Source organism: Tamlana crocina, from assembly GCF_012037625.1.
Map to the genome: position 1 here is coordinate 1 of NZ_JAAVJS010000325.1, position 412 is coordinate 412.

Here is a 412-nt window from a genome sequence, read left to right on the forward strand (position 1 = left end):
GTTTTGGTCTGCGCCACGATCCAAATTATGGCCGAAAGAAAAGAACCCACAATTCCTGCTGCCGCAAGGGCTTCAACTGGATCCTGTTCCACATTCCCTATAATGGCAATGTCGGTAAGGGAGATGAGGGGTTCGGCAATTCCGGCAAAAATAGCCGGAACCGCCAGTCTGTTGATGTTTTTAAAATTGACTACTGCCATTACTGCAGCACTTTTTCATAGCAGTAGAACGGATGCTCGCTTTGCTTTGGAAAATAGATATTCCCGAGTCTTTTATAGCCCCGGGCTTCATAAAACCTCTGATTTCGCTCGTTCTTGCTGAAGGTATCCAACCTCACCGAAACATAACCGTGTTCTTTGGCAAAAGCTTCAGCAAAATCCATGAGTTTTCTACCATTGCCGCTGCCCCATTC

General features: G+C 46.4%; 1 protein-coding gene and 1 pseudogene. Both read right to left on the minus strand.

The features are described 5' to 3' along the window. Positions 1 to 200 (minus strand): annotated as a pseudogene (locus tag HC176_RS16945) (MATE family efflux transporter); the annotation flags it as partial. Beyond that, on the minus strand, positions 200 to 412 hold a 213-nt coding region (locus tag HC176_RS16950; protein WP_167920184.1), incomplete at its 5' end, for a GNAT family N-acetyltransferase. The gene HC176_RS16950 and the pseudogene HC176_RS16945, both read right to left, overlap by 1 nt.